The following is a 13,323-nucleotide window of genomic DNA, read 5'->3' on the forward strand; positions in this document are numbered from 1 at the left end:
GCATCAAAACAAAGCAGCAGTCTCTCCGGAGGGATTCCGGTAAGGCTGCTGCTTTGTTATGGGTATAGGCGATATCTTCCATGGCTGATATCTGCTGTATCCTAAACCGAGCGAGAAGGCAGAAGCTCCCGAACCAATTGCACAAAGTGCTGCGCAGGTTTGGACAGATGACGATTGCGATGCCATACAAGCGCAGAATCTACAGTGGATTGCGCATCCTGGATACGATAAACATGGAACGGATGCTCATGATATAACTGCAATACCGTATGGGGCACGATAGAGCTTGCAAAACCGAGTCTTACCAGTTCCAGCAACATGTTAATATCCGAGCATTCGCCCGCGATGGAAGGATTTACGTGATGCTCACGGAATTTCTGCAGTATCAGTTCGAACATCCCGAGTCCTTCCGTACTGGGAAGCAGGAGAGGGATGTCAGCCAGCTTTTGAAAATAAATCCCGCTCTCATCCGCTGATTTCAGCGGTGTGGAAGAAATATAAAGAGAGCTTCCTGAGGTAGATGCAGCACTTCATATTGCTCTGTATGGACAGGCATTCGTACACAAGCGAGCTCAATTTTGCCTTCGCCCAAGAGCTGGCAGAGCTGCGCAGATTCATTTTGCTGAATTTTATAGGTCACCTGGGGGTGTGTTGTCCGAAATTGCTGGAGCGCTTGCGGAATCAAACGATCAGAAATGGTATTAATGCCAAGCGACAGCTTACCGCGAATGCCATAGCGGAAGCTCTGCATCTCCATGACAGCTTCCTCCATGTATTTGGTCATCGTCACCGCATAATCATAGAAGCTTCGACCGGCCTGCGTCAGCTCCATACTGCGTCCTTTGCGTTCAAACAAAGCCACGCCAAGCTCATCTTCCATCAGCTTGAGCTGCTGGCTTAGAGGAGGCTGGGCCATGTGTAATCTGCGCGCTGCAGCCGTGATCTGTCTCTCCTCGGCAATCGCGATGAAATAGCGACATTGTTTGATATCCACGTGTGTTCTCCTTATGTGCAGCAATATGTTTTTCGTATGGGAAACCAACAAAACATGTATTTTTATTATACTTCCATCCTATGTTACCATACATAAGATTTAAACACTTCAAATCACACATATGGATTATGATCTAAAGAATATATGCCGTGAGGATGACGACGAATTGGGGGTCAAGGTTCGATGCTGAACACAATACATGCGGCTGCGGAAGCTGGACATACAGATGATGTGCTGCGATTTATCGCACAAGGAGCCGGATTGAATGACCGGGATACACGCGGACGGACGGCTCTGATGGCGGCGGTACATGGCAACAAGCCAGAAACCGCAAGGTTGCTTATTGAAGCCGGAGCGGATGTCAACATCCAGGATCAACGACTGGACAACATGTTACTGTATGCCAGTGCGGAAGGCTTGCGGGAACTGGTGGAACTGGCTATAAAAGCTGGTGCCGATACCCGGCTTACGAATCGGTTTGGAGGTACAGCACTGATTCCTGCTGCAGATCGAGGCCATGTCGATATTGTGGAAATACTCCTGACAAGCACGGATGTGGATGTAAATCATATCAACAATCTGGGCTGGACAGCCTTGCTGGAAGCGGTCATTCTGGGGGATGGCGGCACTCGTCACCAGCAGATTGTAGCATTGCTTTTGCAGTATGGTGCAGATCCTCTCATTGCTGACCGGGATGGAGTTACAGCACTTGCGCATGCCCGCAGGAATCATTATATAGAAATGGAGCGAATGTTAACCCAATCATGAACAGACATCAAGAGCAATCTTTGCAAAATCATATAAAGGGCGCGTCATCGCTTGCATTGGCAGGCATTCAGTGGTTCTTCTTCCTGTTTACCAACACGGTGGTGGTGCCGTTATCTATCGGACATAATTTCCAGCTTTCACCGGAGGTCATTGCTGCATCGATGCAGCATGCCTTTTTGCTTACCGGGGCGGTGTGTATATTACAGGCGTTCTTCGGACATCGTTATGCCGTAATGGATGGTCCCTCGGGATTATGGTGGGGACTGACGCTAAGCTTAACGGCCTCAGCTTCATCGGCAGGCATGAGTTTGGAGCGTATTGGAGGAGGATTGGCTGCGGGTTTTCTGTTAGCTGGTCTGACGATGATGATCCTTGGCTGGCTTGGAGCGGCGCATGTGCTTCAGAAGCTGTTTACACCTATGGTCAAGAGTGCGATGTTATTCCTGATGACGATTCAATTGACCATGAATTTCTTCAAAGGCATGATTGGATATACTGAGTTTGGCACATTCAACCTGCCTGTAGCGGCGTTGTCCGTTGCGATTGCGTTTCTTGTAGCCTTGATTCAGCTTAAGGGAAGAGGCAAGCTCGGAAACTACTCTATCCTGATTGGTATTGTGACGGGGTGGATTGCCTACAGTCTTGTGTTCCCTGGGCAGCATACGAGCGTATCCGGGCATCATGAGGTAAGCCTGTTTTCCTGGTTTCCTTGGGGGATGCCAAAATGGGAGCCGGGCATTGTCATCACAGCTTTTTTTGTCGGGCTGGTGAATATGACGAACTCCATTACCACGTTAAGCTCCGTCGAAAAGATATATGGAGTGCAGACGACCAACCAACAATATAAACGATCATACACACTCACGGGATTGTTCACCATGTTATCTTCTTGTGTAGGGGTGCTGCCTTTCGGTTTATTCGCTTCTTCGATTGGTTTTCTGGAGAGCACCCGTATTCTGAAACGGGCTGCGTTTGTGGTTGGAGCAGGCATGTTATGTATTTTGGGACTCACACCTTCAGTGACCGCCTTTTTCGCACAAATTCCTCCAAGTGTAGGGAGTGCCGTGCTATTTGTAGCTTATTTGCAGATGTTCGGGACGGCTCTGAGAACACTTGAAGGCACCACCTTTAATTCGAAAACAATCTATCGTGTGGCGCTTCCGGTTCTAACAGGTGTTGCTGTAATGAACATTCCTGCTGAAGCCTTTCATGCTTTGCCTATGTATCTTATTCCGATCATTAGTAATGGACTCGTCATCGGGGTTGTGGTGTCACTTTTGCTCGAAACTACGGTAGATTGGTCCAAGATGGACAATACAACTTCTGCTTCCAAAGCAGCCTAAATACTTGAAATATGGAAACAGTCCGGTTTGTCGGGCTGTTTTTTTGTTAGGTTGGTACTCCCCGGTTACTTCACCATAATTTTGCCTTGTCCCGCCAGCATCCTCATTTCTCTGAATAAACGCTCATGATTGCCTTGCTGGATCTCCAGCTGTACGCCGTAGTGCCATCGGTTATTCTCTTCATTGCCCCAACGCAGTGTTCCTTCCAAATATAAGGGATCTTCAAAAAGCAGCAAATTCATGCCGATTCGGATGGTATTGGACTCCACATGCAGATTTAACGGAAATGAAAGCTGACAGCCGGATCGGCTGATATCGCATAATTCAGCTTGAATGGGTTTGGGTGGTGCAGAGGCGCCGTTAATGCTGAGAATAAAAATTTCGAACGATATTGGTTCCTTTAAAGTATAGCGAAAGGGTTCTCTTCTAAGGTTGATAGCCATGGTTTCCTCCACAAAATCACAAAAAGTCAGTTATGGTTATATCGTCATTTTTGCTAAAAAAATGAAGAGATTAATCTTGTTTGTTAACGCCTTAATTATCTACAAGTACAACAAGATCACAGATAGCTCCGAGGTTCCTTTAACCCAGGTGTATGGCTTGATATAATGGTAGGATATGGTTCTAATCTTCTCTGTTGGATGAGAGGGGAAAGGGTGCGGGGGTTTATTTGAAATAAGAAAGGAAGACGGAAAATGAACGGGAAATTCCAAGTGGTTACGGATACAGCAGCACTGTGCTTGTATGATCTGGCGGCACTGAAGCATCGAATGGAAGACACGCCGGACTGGTGGTCCATTCCCGAAGATGAACTGGCGGAAGTAAATGCAGGCAACGGTTTGTTTCTGAACTTGGGTGAAGATGGACAGTATGAGGTGCATTGGAGTCTGGATGATTCGGTGAAGGAAGTGGAGACAGCACGGGTGTATCATTTACGTGTTCCCTCTGGTACCGTGTATCTGGGAGCTGCCGATGATGTCACCGGAGGCGAGCTGGAGCCCGATGAGTCATGCGGGGGTATGCTGCTCCAGTTGGAACCCGGAAACTATGCGTGCAGGGTAATGAAGGAAGATAATCAAATTTCAATTGCCATGAAGCCTAGTTTGCAAAGCGAGAACAGCTTAAGTGATTTGATTCGAATTTAGCGTATAGATATGCGATTGAGGGAGGCTTATGGACTTGTACAAGGCCCAGTTGGAACGCATACAGGAAAAGCTGGACAAGCTCCAAGCTCTGGACCCGGAACGGAATCTGTTTGGGGCGGAAAATCATCAATATGAGTTGGCTCCCGTATGGACATTGGACGAGATTAAGGTTGGGATGTTGACTGGTACGATGACAGCAAGGAAGAGGACGAGTGGGCAGCGCTTGAACATGAGTATTATGATCCGAAATGGGAGGTGCCGTGTGGGCTGGGAATATGGCATTAGAACAACCAAACCTGCAATTTTACCTGAGGTTGTGAAGAGACTGGGGGATGCCTTAACTTTCTCCGAAATGTATAGGCTGGAGCATTATGAAGATGGTTTTGTATTGCTTCAGGAGGGTTCTTCCTGGCCTGAAGCTCTACAAGTCTCGATTGAAGTGGCATCGGGAATGGATGAGATTGTAGAGGGAGAGTTATACATATATTGTCTGTTTCATGTAGGAGGTGAATTCGCGGCAGATTGGCTGAGAGAGATGAAAACGGCTGCGAACAGGGATGACTGCGCATTGGAATGGTTTGAACTTTAACAGAGATGTGGATTGTCAATACAGAGCCTCTTCGTGATTAGATGGGGCTTTTTTTGCTGAGAAATAAATAAAACCGTTTGGATTGTTCGCCCGTCTTATACCACAGAACGAGAGAGAGGGAGGGGGGTTGCGGGGTGGAAACCAAAGCCGAGATGAAAAAGATGCTGTTCGTACAGAGCGAAGATGAGACAGCATTTGTCCAGTCCATCATGGAGCATCAGGACACACTGATCTCCATTGCCTACAGTTATCTGCGCAATCGTCATGATGCACTCGAAGCGGTGCAGGAAATGACATGCCGGGCCTGGATTAAACGTCGTTCTCTGAAAAATGAGAAGGCGTTCAAATCGTGGATTATTCGTATTCTGATCTACGTATGCATTGATGAACAAAGGCGTCGTAAGCGGGCGACACCACTGCCCAACGAAGGGGTGGAGGAGGAGATATCCGAGTCTGCTATTACAGGATTCAATGATAACAAACTTGCGATGTGGTCCATGCTTGAGAAAATCAAACCGAAATACCGCCATGTGCTACTGCTGAAATACTATAACGACATGACATTGATTGAGATCGCCTCCATTCTCGGCAAACCGGAAGGCACCATCAAGACCTGGCAGCATAAAGGGTTGGAACTGTTACGGAAGCAAATGAAGAACAGGGGGGATTGGTATGAGAACTAGTCCGGAGGAACAGGCACTTTTGGCAGATGCTTCCCAGGCTAAGCTGGAGAGACAACAGCTGAATCCGGCGGACACGGCATTTGCGATTCAGCGAGGTCTGGCACAGGCCAGAACCCGGCGAATGACAGGTCATGTACAATTAAAGTGGATTACGGCAGTGTTGGTAACGGCTCTGGCAGCCGGTTGGCTGATAATGGGTCCACTTGTCGGTTCTACACCACAACAGGCAATGTACAGCCCGCCTGCACAGAATTGGGGAGTTCTTGAACCTTTTCGGGAGTTGGTTGGAAAAGATGTAGACGGCAATACGATTTCATCCGCAATTAACAATGGTTATGTGCAACTCGTGAATCGTTCTGTGAAATCAGGAATATATCAGTTAACCGTCAATGCAGTGATGGCGGATGAAAACAAGATGATCGTATTGTACACAGCCCAGACGGAAACTTCCCAGGAGATATATTCAGTTCCCAAAACGAATATGCTCAATGGCATGACGAACCAATCGCTTGGCAATGGCGGTATAAGCAGCCTGTACACCCCAAATGGTAAGTATACACTTTACGGAAGTAGCACCGTTGAGATGGATGGGAATACACCGCTTCCTGAACAAGTGAAGTTCGATTTTCGCATTTCATCTGTAGTTCCTGAGCTGTTGGCTGACACGAATAAGGTTAAAAAAGATACCAAATACCAATTTTCGAAACCGATGAACGTTTCCTTCAAGCTTGACCCTAAATTTTCGCTGGCTAAGACGGAGAAGATTGAACCTAATCAGTTATTTACGATTGGGGGTATGAGGTGATGTTATCTGAAGTAGAGATATCCCCACTGGTAATACGAGCAAGATTTATCTATGAACCTAATCAAAAGATTGATTATAAAACCAAACTCTCCGTCAGTGATGTGGTTAACCCTACCGAGATTGTCTCTACAACCAAGGATGGGAAGCAGACAAAACTATCCTCGGTGTCAGGTAGCGGAACGGAAGACGGTATGATCTATTCCTTCAGCAGTAATCTGCTGGATGACCCACAATCTCTGGTATTAAAACTTCGCGGTGAACCGGGCAAAGTATACAATGATTTACAGGAAGCCGAGAAACATAAGCTGGAGCTGAAAATTAAATAGCATTTCAAAAGGAAGGGCGATATAAAGTCATGGTTTATGCAGATGACTTTTGTATCGTCTTTTCATTTTTCTCATACGGGGCCTGATGTTGCAAAAAAATAAAAATTAAGACTAAAATGCAATTTTTGTATTGTCACATCCGATGTTACACGATATAATCTACTTGTCTCACAGGATAAAATTATAAAGGATGGTGAAATTTTGAAGAAATTCTCGATTCTTTTACTCGCTGTAACGCTGTTATTGTTGACAGTCTCCACAGTCTCTACGGTGCCCGCTACATATGGTGCGGCCAGTTATCCCAACACAGGTACGAATGGTTTAGCGGGTTTTGCAGGTAACGCAAAAAATGAAAGTGGGGTGTCCAAATCAGCCACGACCGGTGGCAAAAATGGTCAGGTCATTTACATCAGCAATTTGAACGATCTGAGAACACATATGGCTGGCACTGCGGCAAAAATACTGGTCATTGAACAAAATATTTCTTCCTCTACATTGCAAAAAGTCGAATTTGGATCGAACAAAACGTTGGTAGGCTCCTTTGATAAACACACGCTAACGAACATTCATTTCAGATCCACATCCAGCTCAAGCAATGTCATTTTTCAGAACCTGACTTTTGAACACGCTTCCAATATCAACGCCAACGATGATATCCAGATGTATATTACATCAGGCTCCAACTACTGGATCGATCATGTGACGTTCTCGGGCCACAGCTACAGCTCCAGCGGCAGTGATCTGGACAAGCTTCTGTATATTGGGGATCGTGCAGATTATATTACGATTAGTAATTCCAAATTTGCAAACCACAAATACGGAATTATTCTCGGGTATCCGAATGATGGCAACAGCAGCTATAATGGTGTACCTCATGTAACCATGGCAAATAACTATTTTGAAAACCTGTATGTACGTGGTCCTGGTCTCATGAGATACGGTTATTTCCATATCAAAAACAATTACGCCAACAACTTTAACCAGGCCATTACGATAGGTGAAAAAGCACGCATTTATTCTGAAAACAATTACTTTGGTGCAGGCGCTGAAAAAGGCGGCATTCTGGATGATAAAGGGAAAGGTGAATTTACGGATACAGGCAGTACACCTGCGTTAAGCAGTCCATCCTCTCCTCAAACGAGCTGGAGACCAAGCAACAACTACAGCTATGAAGTTCAGACAGCCAGTTACGCACGTGAATTTGTCACCAAGTATGCAGGTTCGTCTAACACCACGCTTGTATTCGGCAAATAAGCTGGATAGTCATAAAAAGCCCGTATCACTGATACGGGCTTTTTTGGACAGGCTCGTGAGAACGGCTATCTGCTGCATGAGAGTGCTGGTGCTGCGCAGTTCAAGCGCAACCGTGGCGCTGTGTCGGATTTCGAATATTCCGCCGTGTATGAGCGCCATCTGCCCTTGGGAAGACGCTGGTGCTGGCTGCTGCTTGAACGGTTTTTGAATCGCGTGGGTGTGCCACTGATGCGTCGGATGAAGCTGTAAACATGCAAAATCAGCGCACGAACGCTGTCTTATACGGGGTGTGCGTGCAGAGTTGGCTCCCCACACAACAGGTCAGTCATCGTGAAGCGTACACTTATTTAGACGCGCCTCCCTACATAAAGGTGCCTGATCAGATATGTTCGGCCAGCTGCACTTCGAAGCCATCCGGGTCGGTAATGTAAATAAACCTCAGATGCGGATTGGGTTGGACGGGGCCACGTGCAATCGGGATGCCTAATGCGGCGAGCTGCTCCATGGCTTCGTCCAGTGACCTTACCTCATAGCCGATCGACACACCGGCCTCTGGCTTGAGGAGGGTATCGCTGCCTTGGATTAGTTCCAGCTTCGTTTCATTTTCCGGACCTAGCATGGCAATCTGCCGTCCCCGGCTTTCGAATCTGCGCTGGATCGGAAGTCCGAGCATGCCGTGGTAGAAACGGAGCGATGCTTCCAGATCGCGTACCCGAAGTGTAATCCAGTTTAATCTGATCAACATAGGTGAATCTCTCCTTTTGGCGTCATATTCATTAACGTTATGTTTATTATACGATAAGCTTGTGTATGGGCCTATAATGGCAACGAAAGGTTTAAGCAGTTGAGTTCTTCCACGCAATGAGGATTACGAGCGGCCAGAATCAGAACTTCCCGAGAGAAGTTGCATGTAAAAGTGAATTCAAAAAAACTGCCCGAGAATATTCTCGGCAGTTTTACGGAGCGTACCGTTCAATGAACGGGCTCTTTTTTTATTTAATCAGGTCAATCGCATCCTGTGGAACAAAGGCTTCTACGCCATTGTAGACAATTACGCCATCCAGGGTAGTCTTTTTGCCATTAACGAGCGCGACATTTTTGTAGATTTGCAGTTCAAGCTTGGTGCTGCCCTTGGTTACGAGGATTTTCGGATTTTTGGCATCCGTCAAATCCAGCTTGTACGTTGCCCCTTTGGCAGTGAAAGCCTTTTTCGCGGGTACAAACAATTGTTTGCTCACGCTATCGAGATCAAGGTTCATCACACGTGCCATGTATTTGGCTACGTCCGTATTGTCGATGACACCGAAAGGTCGATCATTATTTGGAGCGTACGTATACAGGACAACATCTCCGCCTGTGTGACCGCCAGTGGTCCAGCCAATGCCGGAACGTTTGCTGATCATCGGTCCAACCGTATAATTGAGGCTGCCCGGGCTGGCCGCTTTAATGGCAGCGATTTCCTCGGAAGTCAGGTCGGTAATGCCATAGTATTGCTTCATCACCGCTTTGATGTTGGTACGTTTGGCATTCAGCTTGGATTCCAAACCTTCACCTGTTAGCTTGGCCTTTTTCAGAGGTCCGATAAAGGTAGACAGCTGCTCTTTATCATAAGTGCCTGTAGTTGAGGCGTTACCAATAGTCAATCCACCGTTTTGGTGGTCCGTAACAGCGACAACGACGGTTTCTTTATCTTTTTTGGCAAAATCCATGGCTACTTTAACAGCATCGTCAAATGCCAGCACATCACTGATAATGCCGACTGGATCGTTGGCATGCGCTGCCCAGTCCACTTTGCTGCCTTCGACCATCAGGAAGAAGCCGTCTTCGTCTTTGGAGAGAACTTCAATGGCTTTAGAAGTCATCTCGGCGAGGCTTGGTTGCTTCGCTGGATCACGATCCATGTTATAGGCCATGCCTGCCGGTGCAAACATACCCCACAGCTTGCCTGATGTGGAAGCTTTCATCGCTGCCGGAGTCGTTACGTAATCATAGCCCAGTGCTTTGATAGATGAGACGAGATTCTCGCCATCCTTGCGTCCCGCAGGCTCCAAATAACTGCTTCCTCCGCCAAGCACAACATCCATACCGTTATAAACCTGTTGTTTGCTCAGTGCATCATAGTTTTTGCGATCCGGATAGTGAGCCGAGAAGTCAGCTGGTGTGGCGTGCATAATTTCGGATGTCGCAATAATGCCCGTTGCTTTGCCTGCCAGTCTCGATGCTTCCAGGATGGAAGCGACCGGTTTCTTGGCATCTCCCGGGGCGATGGCCTTTTGTCCAGGCATTGTCGCTTTATCCGGCAGTACACCGACATATCCTGTATGTGATTTGTGACCTGTAGCAAAGGCTGTTCCCGCAGGTGCCGAGTCCGCAATCGGCGCATCCGCAGAGTGTGTACGAACCATGCCACTGGCCATGGAGTCCAATGTCAGAGAGGATCCTTTATACCAGCGAGCCAAAGCTGTTGCGTCGTTCGCCATACCATCCGGGATCAGGATGATAACATTTTTGATCGGTGAAGCAGATGAGGTGGTGTCTTCCACAGCCCAAGCTGCACTACTGCCTCCCAGCGTAGCCGTAACAATCGTCGTTACCGCGAGCATCATTTTGGCTGCACGGGTATTGAATCGGTTTAACATGAACACATCCTCCTAAATAATATGTATAGTTTGGTATCCAAGACCAATGTATACAATGAATGCTAAACGAGCGTATGTATTGCATTAACTAAATGTAAATTTTACGATTAGAGAAGAACTGGACGGATTGCAGCATTCTCTTGTATGTTAGGGGAAAATCAGGCACAGGTAGTTCATTATTTCATTGATCAGAATAAGTTCTAGAGGTGGTCAGCTTATCCTATTGTTAAGGGGGTGAAGATGCTTGGAGCAGAATCGGATGAAACATAGACAGGTTCGAACATTTCAACCTCAAACGCTGCAACAGACAACATATGGGCCAATTGACGGCAGAACCTACGAGCCATTCGGTACGCTGGGTTGGCTTGGTGTTCCTTATGCCGCTCCTCCGGTAGGTGAATTGCGCTGGAAAGCTCCGCGTGAACCGGAGGCATGGATGGAAACAAGATCAGCCAAGGAATTCGCTGCAAGCAGTTTGCAATTATCCGGTATAGATACTACAGGCAGTGAGGACTCGCTATATCTGAACATCTGGCGTCCGGATACAATCAGTTCTAAGCTTCCGGTTATGGTGTTTCTGCATGGCGGCGGAAATATGACGGGATCAGGCAAAGATTTTCAGGGGAACAGCTTGCGCGTAACACGAACAGCATTATTGTTTCGGTAAACTATCGATTGGGAGCCCTTGGATTCTTTCAACATGCTGCATTGAAAACTGGAAATGCCCTAGATGATTCGGGCAATTATGGTTTGCTGGATGCATTACGTGCCTTACAGTGGGTTCAGGATAATATAGAAGGTTTCGGTGGAGATACTGCCAATGTTACGTTGGCCGGACAGTCTGCGGGAGCACGTGACGTCCTGGCAGCGATGATCTCACCGCTTAGTAAAGGGCTGTTTCAGAAGGCAGCTGCTTTCAGCGGCGGCCTGACCACTGCTGCACCGGAAGAAGGAGAGCAGAAATCCGAGGATGCCCTCGTTAAATTACTCGTGGGAGAAGGGATAGCGACTTCTGTGCAAGAAGCGCAAACATGGATCGGCACTCAGTCTAAGTCACAGCTGGAGAGTTATCTGCGTGAGTCGCCTGCGGACAAAATTGTTACTGCATTTGGTTCAACAGCAATCCGTATGGAGTCATTCCCGCATCTGTTTCGTGATGGGTCGGTCATTCCAAAAGAAGGTTTCGAGGCTATTGACAGCGGTAACTATGTACAAGTGCCTGTATTGCTCGGCAGTCTGGAAACGGAGTTCTCCAGCTTTGCCTTAGGTGATGAGAACTTTACACGCTCGATTAATGATGAAACGTTGTTCACCGATGAGACCAAGGCAGAGCAGTATGCTGCGGCCCTGAAATACGGTAGTGAGGTTTATGCTGGTTTTAATGCAGAGCGGGTAGCTGAACGCTTGACAAGTAAAGTAGGGCAGCCGTCAGTATATGCCTATCGTTTTGCTTGGGGTACACAGCCAAGAGTTATCTCGGAAAGACTGCAAATGTTGCTGGGCGCACCCCATGGAGCGGACATGGATTTCTACACAGGACACGCAGACGGGGTAGCCACCTCTTTCCCTGAAGAATATTTTAGCGAAACCAATAAACCAGGCCGTGAGGCGTTGTCTGCCGCGATGACAGCATATCTAAAGCAGTTTCTATACACTGGCAACCCGGGCAAAGGCGGATCGTCGGAGTTGGCAGCATGGACACCTTGGACCAAAGATGCCAAAACACCAATCATGCGTCTGGACGCAAGCAATACTACTGCAGAGATTGGAATGTCCACACCGTACAATGGAGACAAAGAAGCTGTGATGGCAAAAATGAAGAATGAATTGTCTGGTGAGACTTATAAGCTGCTGACAGAGAACGTATTTGCGGGACGTTTCTTCTGGGAATAAAGGCTGCATAGCTAGATAAGTCTATCGTTAAAAGGATTGGTTTCTTACAGTAGTTAAGTCACGTGAAAGGACGCGAGAGAATGATCTCTCGCGTCCTTTTCTAGTTATAGGAGAATACCTAATTTAGTTGTTCAGAAGACATCTGATCTATTTTGTTGCAAAAAAACTAAGTGTTCCCGTACTCTCATCTGCACTCACAAACAGGTCGCGTCCATTGACACGATGAATTCCTTCCGGTGACTCTCCAGCAGTGGGGATAAGCCCCAGATAAGCGGGATTTACCGGATCAGCAAGATCGAAGAACAAAATGGCATCTGCTCGTTCGGAAGCGACCGCTGCATACGTTTTGCCTTTAATCGTAGCAACCGTCAGATTCTCGACTTCACTACCTTTGTTCGGACTGCGATCATCCGGGTATAAGCCAACCTGGGCTGTTGCTTCATCGATAAGGTTCTCACTGTCATACAGCCGTTTGCCCTGCAAATCCCAGACAGCGATGTTGCGTCCGCCTGCTTTTACACCATCATCAAATTCATTTTTACCCAAATCACCTTCATTGGCGGTCAGCAGATATTTACCGTCAGCAGAGAAAGCAATGCCATCCGGTTCGTAACGAGCAGTCAATTTCTCGGTAAACTTGACTACGCCATCATCCTTCATATCGGCAAGATGTGAAGTAGTCCCCAGCGCAAAGATGGAGGTAATCTGCTTCGTTTGCAGATCGACGATGGCAACGGCATTGTTTTCCTGCAACGTAATGGCCGCTGTTTTGCTGTCCGGACTAATTGCAACATACTCCGGTTGTGGATCATGCGGATAACTGACTCCAGCTACATGATCCAGAGAAACGGGCAAGTTGGTGATCTCACCTTCCAATACGTTTC

Annotated in this window: 14 protein-coding genes and 1 pseudogene; 9 read left to right on the plus strand and 6 right to left on the minus strand. The window is 47.3% G+C overall.

What is annotated here, in order from left to right:
* Window positions 1–101 precede the first annotated feature (101 nt).
* Entirely contained in the window at window positions 102–497 is a 396-nt protein-coding gene (locus tag ACTWJ7_RS11420; RefSeq protein ID WP_443146366.1) for a LysR family transcriptional regulator substrate-binding protein, read from the minus strand.
* Window positions 479–994, minus strand: coding sequence for a LysR family transcriptional regulator (locus ACTWJ7_RS11425; protein ID WP_443145451.1), 516 nt, complete (start codon window positions 992–994; stop codon window positions 479–481). The genes ACTWJ7_RS11420 and ACTWJ7_RS11425 overlap by 19 nt, the downstream gene beginning before the upstream one ends.
* Window positions 995–1,177: 183 nt before the next feature.
* On the opposite strand from ACTWJ7_RS11425, the gene ACTWJ7_RS11430 reads away from it, so the two are divergent.
* A complete protein-coding gene (locus ACTWJ7_RS11430; protein WP_301878140.1) occupies window positions 1,178–1,762 on the plus strand; it encodes an ankyrin repeat domain-containing protein in 585 nt (194 codons plus the stop codon).
* Window positions 1,759–3,105, plus strand: coding sequence for a uracil/xanthine transporter (locus ACTWJ7_RS11435; protein ID WP_079351166.1), 1,347 nt, complete (start codon window positions 1,759–1,761; stop codon window positions 3,103–3,105). The genes ACTWJ7_RS11430 and ACTWJ7_RS11435 overlap by 4 nt, the downstream gene beginning before the upstream one ends.
* A gap of 65 nt (window positions 3,106–3,170) precedes the next feature.
* Here the strand turns inward: ACTWJ7_RS11435 and ACTWJ7_RS11440 are convergent, their stop codons facing one another.
* Window positions 3,171–3,548, minus strand: a complete 378-nt coding sequence (locus tag ACTWJ7_RS11440) for a PilZ domain-containing protein (protein ID WP_079351167.1) — start codon at window positions 3,546–3,548, stop codon at window positions 3,171–3,173.
* 252 nt (window positions 3,549–3,800) lie between these two features.
* Here ACTWJ7_RS11440 and ACTWJ7_RS11445 point away from each other — a divergent pair, with 252 nt between their 5' ends.
* From ACTWJ7_RS11445 to ACTWJ7_RS11470, 6 genes are all read left to right on the plus strand, one after another.
* Window positions 3,801–4,250 carry a DUF6386 family protein gene (locus ACTWJ7_RS11445; protein WP_301878139.1) on the plus strand — a complete coding sequence of 150 codons (450 nt, stop codon included), beginning with the start codon at window positions 3,801–3,803 and terminating at the stop codon, window positions 4,248–4,250.
* 34 nt (window positions 4,251–4,284) lie between these two features.
* Entirely contained in the window at window positions 4,285–4,839 is a 555-nt protein-coding gene (locus tag ACTWJ7_RS11450; RefSeq protein WP_443145452.1) for a hypothetical protein, read from the plus strand.
* A gap of 134 nt (window positions 4,840–4,973) precedes the next feature.
* On the plus strand, window positions 4,974–5,522 hold the full coding sequence (locus ACTWJ7_RS11455) for an RNA polymerase sigma factor (RefSeq protein ID WP_301878137.1): 549 nt from the start codon (window positions 4,974–4,976) through the stop codon (window positions 5,520–5,522).
* Window positions 5,512–6,327: a DUF4179 domain-containing protein gene (locus tag ACTWJ7_RS11460; protein WP_443145453.1), complete on the plus strand. Its 816-nt coding sequence runs from the start codon at window positions 5,512–5,514 to the stop codon at window positions 6,325–6,327. The genes ACTWJ7_RS11455 and ACTWJ7_RS11460 overlap by 11 nt, the downstream gene beginning before the upstream one ends.
* A complete protein-coding gene (locus ACTWJ7_RS11465) occupies window positions 6,327–6,653 on the plus strand; it encodes a hypothetical protein (RefSeq protein WP_443145454.1) in 327 nt (108 codons plus the stop codon). Before ACTWJ7_RS11460 ends, ACTWJ7_RS11465 begins: the two co-directional genes overlap by 1 nt.
* Before the next feature lie 201 nt (window positions 6,654–6,854).
* Window positions 6,855–7,907: a pectate lyase family protein gene (locus ACTWJ7_RS11470; protein ID WP_443145455.1), complete on the plus strand. Its 1,053-nt coding sequence runs from the start codon at window positions 6,855–6,857 to the stop codon at window positions 7,905–7,907.
* 379 nt (window positions 7,908–8,286) lie between these two features.
* Here ACTWJ7_RS11470 and ACTWJ7_RS11475 read toward each other — a convergent pair whose 3' ends face one another.
* Both ACTWJ7_RS11475 and ACTWJ7_RS11480 read right to left on the minus strand, forming a co-directional pair.
* Entirely contained in the window at window positions 8,287–8,652 is a 366-nt protein-coding gene (locus ACTWJ7_RS11475; RefSeq protein ID WP_301878135.1) for a VOC family protein, read from the minus strand.
* 247 nt (window positions 8,653–8,899) lie between these two features.
* The gene (locus ACTWJ7_RS11480) at window positions 8,900–10,546 is read right to left on the minus strand and encodes an alkaline phosphatase (RefSeq protein WP_079351174.1); all 1,647 of its coding nucleotides are present in this window, start codon (window positions 10,544–10,546) and stop codon (window positions 8,900–8,902) included.
* Between the two features lie 259 nt (window positions 10,547–10,805).
* Between ACTWJ7_RS11480 and ACTWJ7_RS11485 the strand changes: the two are divergent.
* Window positions 10,806–12,439, plus strand: a pseudogene (locus tag ACTWJ7_RS11485) (carboxylesterase/lipase family protein).
* Window positions 12,440–12,586: 147 nt separating this feature from the next.
* On the opposite strand, the gene ACTWJ7_RS11490 reads toward ACTWJ7_RS11485, so the two are convergent.
* Complete coding sequence (locus tag ACTWJ7_RS11490) at window positions 12,587–13,315, minus strand: choice-of-anchor I domain-containing protein (protein WP_443145456.1); 729 nt, start codon at window positions 13,313–13,315, stop codon at window positions 12,587–12,589.
* Window positions 13,316–13,323: the final 8 nt, after the last annotated feature.

The organism is Paenibacillus sp. 1A_MP2, from assembly GCF_052244825.1.
GTDB classification, from domain to species: Bacteria; Bacillota; Bacilli; order Paenibacillales; family Paenibacillaceae; genus Paenibacillus; species Paenibacillus vandeheii.